At 64.4% G+C, this 5,795-nt stretch carries 3 protein-coding genes and 2 pseudogenes; all 5 read left to right on the top strand.

What is annotated here, in order from left to right:
- A pseudogene (locus tag WBQ44_RS08725) lies at nucleotides 1–124 on the top strand (LLM class F420-dependent oxidoreductase); the annotation flags it as partial.
- Between the two features lie 57 nt (nucleotides 125–181).
- The gene (locus tag WBQ44_RS08720; RefSeq protein WP_495566311.1) at nucleotides 182–919 is read left to right on the top strand and encodes a class I SAM-dependent methyltransferase; all 738 of its coding nucleotides are present in this window, start codon (nucleotides 182–184) and stop codon (nucleotides 917–919) included.
- A gap of 254 nt (nucleotides 920–1,173) precedes the next feature.
- Nucleotides 1,174–2,875 (top strand): annotated as a pseudogene (locus tag WBQ44_RS08715) (ABC transporter substrate-binding protein/permease).
- Between the two features lie 6 nt (nucleotides 2,876–2,881).
- A complete protein-coding gene (locus tag WBQ44_RS08710; RefSeq protein ID WP_495566310.1) occupies nucleotides 2,882–3,607 on the top strand; it encodes an amino acid ABC transporter ATP-binding protein in 726 nt (241 codons plus the stop codon).
- Nucleotides 3,608–3,695: 88 nt separating this feature from the next.
- Nucleotides 3,696–5,750 carry a PhoX family protein gene (locus WBQ44_RS08705; RefSeq protein ID WP_495566309.1) on the top strand — a complete coding sequence of 685 codons (2,055 nt, stop codon included), beginning with the start codon at nucleotides 3,696–3,698 and terminating at the stop codon, nucleotides 5,748–5,750.
- Nucleotides 5,751–5,795: the final 45 nt, after the last annotated feature.

Raw genomic sequence — 5,795 nt, 5'->3', positions numbered from 1 at the left:
AGTGGAGAAAGCCCAGGATTTCGTCGACGCCGGAGTCACACTGTTCACCGTCGGCACGGGCGGCCCGGACTACGACCTCACCGAGCTGACCGAAGCCGTGACGTGGCGCAACGACCGACGTTGATTTGCCATATCGGCAACACTAGTTGCTGACACCGTGAAGCGGGTGCACAGTGTGTCCATGACCGACGACACAGTCCCCCTTCACGGCCCGGCAAGCCCCGCGCCCTTCGGTGCCGCCATGGAAGCCGCTGTCTGCGTAATCGTGTTCGGCAACCGCCGTCACGGACTGGCCGCACCCAATACCGCAGCGAACAAACGAAAGCAGACGTCGATGGACGAGCACTTCTGGGACGAGCTGCACAGCGGGCACACCGGGTGGAGCGGCAACGCCAATCCTGTACTCGTCCAACAGGTTTCTGCTCTCATTCCCGGTCGCGCCCTGGACGTTGGGTGCGGGCAGGGCGATGACGCACGGTGGCTGGCACAGCGCGGTTGGACGGTGACGGCGTCGGACATCTCGTCGGTGGCTCTCGAGCGTGCGGCATCGTTGACGGGTGACGAGTCGGTGACGTGGGTGCACGCCGATCATCTGACGGTTGCGCCGCCTCCGCAGTCGTACGACCTCGTCGCGATGCACTTCTTCGCCATTCCGAAGGTCGGCGGCGCCGGCGCTGTCGCGGGATTGGCCGAGGCGGTCGCGCCGGGCGGTGTCCTGCTCGTCGTGCAGCACCCGGCGGAGGGTGCGGCCACGTGGCGGGGCATCGATCCGCACGACTTCCTGCAACCCCACGACATCGCCGGGATGCTCGGCGACGGGTGGCGCATCGAGATCGACGAAATCCGCGGGCGCACGACGGCGCCGCCGGAGGGTTCGCACCACACGCACGACGCCATCCTGCGGGCGCGCCGCCGGTGAAGGCGACCGAGCCGGACACGCGGGATTGAATTTTCCTCGGTGTGGGAATGAGAGGGAGGCCGGCGCGGTTGACGCTGCCGGGGGACCGCGGCGTCAACTGTGGTTCACGCTACCCAACCCTTTAGCAGGTTGTCGTTTGCCCTGAACAGCGCGATAACCTCGTTGCTTCTCGAGGCGGCACAACCGTCTCGGTATCAGCGTCTCGAACACCAACGCTTCGGACACACCGTTCGGACAGCACCGAGGAGAACCACTTGAGCAATCGACGTATACGAGGCCGTGCCTTCGCAGCAGTTGCTGCGACGCTCGCACTCACACTCGGCGCGGTCGCGTGCTCGAGCGACAGTTCTTCCGGTGGCACCGGTGAGAACGCTCTGGCGGGTTCGGACCAATCGTCGCTGGACAAGTACACCACCGCCGACGTCACCCCGCTCAACCAGATCGACACCGCGAACATCGGCTTGATCAAGCCCGGCACGCTGTACGTCGGCACGCTGTCCGATGCTCCGCCCAACATCTTCATCGACGAGTCGGGCAAGTTCACCGGCTTCGACAACGAGCTGCTCCGCGCGGTCGCCGGCAAGCTCGGGTTGCAGGTCGAGTACTCGGCCACCGAGTTCTCCGGGCTGCTCGCCGCGGTGAACAACAAGGTCTACGACGCCGGCTCCTCGTCCATCTCGACCACCGACGCTCGTCGTCAGACCGTCGGATTCACCAACGGCTACGACTTCGGTGAGATGGCTCTCGTCGCGAAGAACGAGTACGAGATCAAGACGATCGCCGAGCTCGACACTCAGCAGCGCCTCGGCGTCGTGCAGGGCACCGTGCAGGACGATTACGTCACCAACACTCTCGGCATCGAGCCGGTTCGATTCCCCGATTACAACACGGCATACGCCAATGTGAAGTCCGGTCAGATCGACGCCTGGGTCGCACCCTCGCAGCAAGCTTCCGGTCAGGTCAAGGCCGAAGACGGTGTCGCCATTCTCGAGAAGACGATCAACACGACCAACTTCACGGCATACGCGGTGAACAAGGACAATCAGCCGCTGATCGATGCGCTGAACTCCGGACTGGACGCCGTGGTCGCCGACGGAACCTGGGCGACGCTCGAGAAGGAGTGGTACCCGGACCGCGAGGTACCGGCCGATTGGAAGCCGGGCAGCAAGGCCTCCACTCCTCCGACCAGCTGACATGGACACACTGTCGAATCTGTACGACACGTTCTTCGATTGGGAACTCATCTGGGACACCGTTCCCACGCTGATCACCGTCGGATTGCCGAACACCCTGATTCTCGCGGCCTCGTCCGGGGTGATCGGTACGGTGATCGGCCTCGGGTTGGCGGTGGCGGGTATCTCCCGCTCCCGCTTCCTCCGCTGGCCCGCTCGCGTCTACACCGATATTTTCCGTGGTCTTCCCGCGGCGCTCGTCATCCTGCTGATCGGTCTCGGCTTCGGGCCGACGCTCACCGAGTACACCGGTAGCCGAAGCCCGTTCCCGCTCGGAATCGCGGCACTGTCGTTGATGGCTGCAGCGTACTTCGGTGAGATCTTCCGGTCGGGCATTCAGAGCGTCGACTCGGGCCAGCTCGAGGCGTCGCGTGCGCTCGGGTTCAGCTACCGGAAGTCGATGACGCTCGTCGTCGTTCCGCAGGGCATCAGGCGGGTGCTGCCCGCGATCGTCAACCAGTTCATCTCGTTGATCAAGGACAGCTCGCTCATCTACTTCCTGGGTCTGTTGGCGTCGCAACGCGAGTTGTTCAGGGTCGGACAGGACACCGCGGCGCAAACGGGCAACCTGTCGCCGCTGCTCGCGGCCGGCGTGTTCTACCTTCTTCTGACGATTCCACTGACGCACCTCGTGAACTTCATCGACAAGCGACTGCGCTCGGGCAGGGCAGATACATCCGGCACGCTCGACCCCATCGAGAAGATCATCGCGGTGGAGAGGTAAGGAAACATGGCCGTCTCATTGACCGGCAAAGATATTCACCTCGCATTCGGTACCAACAAGGTGCTGCGCGGGGTCGACGTCCACGTCGACGCAGGCAAGACCACCACCGTCATCGGGCCCTCCGGTTCGGGGAAGTCGACGCTGCTCCGGGTTCTCAACCGGTTGCACGAACCCGACGAGGGCGACATCCTGCTGGGCGGCACCTCGGTGCTGCAGGACAATCCCGACGAGTTGCGGCAACGCATCGGAATGGTGTTCCAGCACTTCAACCTGTTCCCGCACAAGACCGTCGCGGACAACATCGCCCTCGGCCCTCGCAAACTCAAGGGGATGTCCAAGGAAGAGGCGAGGGCTGCAGCACTGGCGCAGCTCGAGCTCGTCGGACTGTCCAACAAGGCCGACTCCAGGCCGGGCAATCTTTCGGGTGGTCAGCAGCAACGCGTCGCCATCGCTCGCGCACTGGCGATGAAGCCGGAAGTGATGTTCTTCGACGAGGCCACCTCCGCGCTCGACCCCGAACTGGTCAAAGGTGTGCTCGCGCTGATGGCCGATCTGGCGTCCGGCGGCATGACCATGGTGGTCGTCACTCACGAGATGGGTTTCGCCCGTTCGGTATCGAACAAGGTGCTGTTCATGGACCACGGCAGCGCCGTCGAAACCGGCACTCCCGACCAGCTTTTCGACGATCCACATACCGATCGGCTCAAGCAGTTCCTGTCCCAGGTCCTCTAATACGTCAGGAGCCTTAGGGCACCCTCGTTCTCCTCGACTTCACCTCACCGTTTCTTTCGTTTCGCTTTCTGCTGACACTGTGCCGTTCATGAAGCCACTACCCTTGTTCGCCGTGCACGATGGAAGCTCGGCACGCTCGAATCTCACCTGCAAGTACAAGTGCGGCGACGCTTGCTTCCACGAAGTCCCGAATACGTCCAAGGGTCAGTACTTCGGCGATATCGTCAAGACGGCGATGAGCCGACGCGGCATCCTCCGCGGCGGAGCGATGGCCGTCGTGGCGGTCGGCGCAGGCAGCGTCCTCGCAGCATGCAGCACCGATGATCAGAACGCCTCCGGCGGCGGAGCGACGTCCGGCGGAGCCACTTCGACCCCGCCCGTCGACGGTGTCGATTTCACCGCCGTGGAGCCGAACACCGAAGACGCAGTGGTCATCCCCGAGGGGTACGAGCAGGGCATCATCATCCGTTGGGGCGACCCGGTTGTCGAAGGCGCCCCGGAGTTCGACTTCGACAACCAGACCGCCGCGGCACAGGCCATGCAGTTCGGCTACAACAACGACTTCGCCGGCCTGCTCCCCATCGAGGGCAGCGAGGACTCCTTCCTGCTGGTGGTCAACCACGAGTACAGCACCGAACCATTCATGTTCAAGGGTTACGACGAGGAGAACCCGACTCGCGAGCAGTTCGATATCGCCCTTGCTGCACACGGCCTCTCGGTCCTCCAGGTGAACGGCGAGAGCGGCTCGGGCAAGCTGACGCCGGCGTTCAGCCAGTACAACCGCCGTATCACCGGCACCACCGAGTTCGTCATCACCGGCCCCGCCGCGGGCAGCGCCTTCCTGAAGACGAGCGTCGACCCCACCGGCACCAAGGCGTTCGGCACGTTCAACAACTGCGCAGGCGGCCTGACCCCCTGGGGCACCGTGCTTTCCGGCGAGGAGAACATCAACCAGTACTTCGGCAACGCCGAGTCGGTTACCGAACCAGTTGCAGCGCAACGCCTTGCCCGCTACGGCATCGAGGGCGCAGCGAGTGATCGCAAGTGGGAGCGCTTCGACAAGCGCTTCGACATCGCGCAGGAACCCAACGAGGTCAACCGATTCGGCTATGTCGTCGAGGTCGACCCCTGGGATCCGAACTCCACGCCGATCAAGCACACCGCGCTGGGCCGTTTCAAGCACGAGGCCGCCACCATCTACGTCACCGACGACGGCACGGTCGTCGCGTACAGCGGCGACGACGAGCGCTTCGACTACATGTACAAGTTCGTCTCCAGCCGAAAGATGATGTCCGGCAGCGGCCAGGCAGCAATGCGGCACAACTTGACGCTTCTCGACGCAGGCACCCTGTACGTCGCGGTGCTCACCGGCGACACCCCCGACGCCGTCGACGGCAGCGGAACCCTCCCGCCTTCGGGCAAGTTCGAGGGCAAGGGCCAGTGGCTGCCGCTGCTCCGCACCAACGAGGACGGCCGCGGTGAGTCGCTCGTCGACGGCATGTCCGCCGAAGAGGTCGCCGTGTTCACCCGTCAGGCGGGCGACAAGGTCGGCGCGACGAAGATGGACCGCCCGGAGGACTTCGAGCCCAACCCGGTCACCGGCAAGGTGTACGTGGCATTGACCAACAACACCAACCGCGGTACCGAGGGCAAAGCGGCAGCGGACGCCGCCAACCCGCGCAACAAGAACAAGAACGGTCAGATCCTCGAGCTCGACGACGACCACGCCGGTACGTCGTTCACCTGGAACCTGCTTCTGGTCGCCGGCGACCCGAACGAGGCCGATACGTACTTCGGCGGCTTCGACAAGACCCAGGTCAGCCCGATCTCCTGCCCGGACAACCTGGCCTTCGACTCCAAGGGCAACCTGTGGATCTCGACGGACGGCAACGCCCTCGAGAGCAACGACGGCCTCTTCGCAGTCGTTCTCGACGGTGAGCGTCGCGGCGAGACGCGGCAGTTCCTGACGGTTCCGGCCGGCGGCGAGACGTGCGGCCCGATCATTCAGGATGAGCGCGTCGTCGTCGCTGTGCAGCACCCGGGTGAGTCGGACGAGGCGTCCGCCGACAACCCGATCTCGCACTGGCCCGACGGCGGCGACTCACAGCCGCGCCCGTCCATGGTGGCGGTCTGGAAGGTCTGACCGGCGTCAGGCGAAGCCTCGAGAAGGCGCGCACAGTCCGTACGG

Origin of the sequence: Rhodococcus sp. (in: high G+C Gram-positive bacteria) (assembly GCF_049591685.1) — a bacterium.
Lineage (GTDB): Bacteria > Actinomycetota > Actinomycetes > Mycobacteriales > Mycobacteriaceae > Rhodococcoides.
This window is presented reverse-complemented; position numbering and strand designations above follow the sequence as displayed.

What these genes read in the sequence shown, in the direction of transcription:
- WBQ44_RS08720 (WP_495566311.1), top strand. Translation starts at nt 182, where the DNA reads ATGACCGACGACACAGTCCCCCTTCACGGCCCGGCAAGCCCCGCGCCC.
- WBQ44_RS08710 (WP_495566310.1), top strand. Translation starts at nt 2,882, where the DNA reads ATGGCCGTCTCATTGACCGGCAAAGATATTCACCTCGCATTCGGTACC.
- WBQ44_RS08705 (WP_495566309.1), top strand. Translation starts at nt 3,696, where the DNA reads ATGAAGCCACTACCCTTGTTCGCCGTGCACGATGGAAGCTCGGCACGC.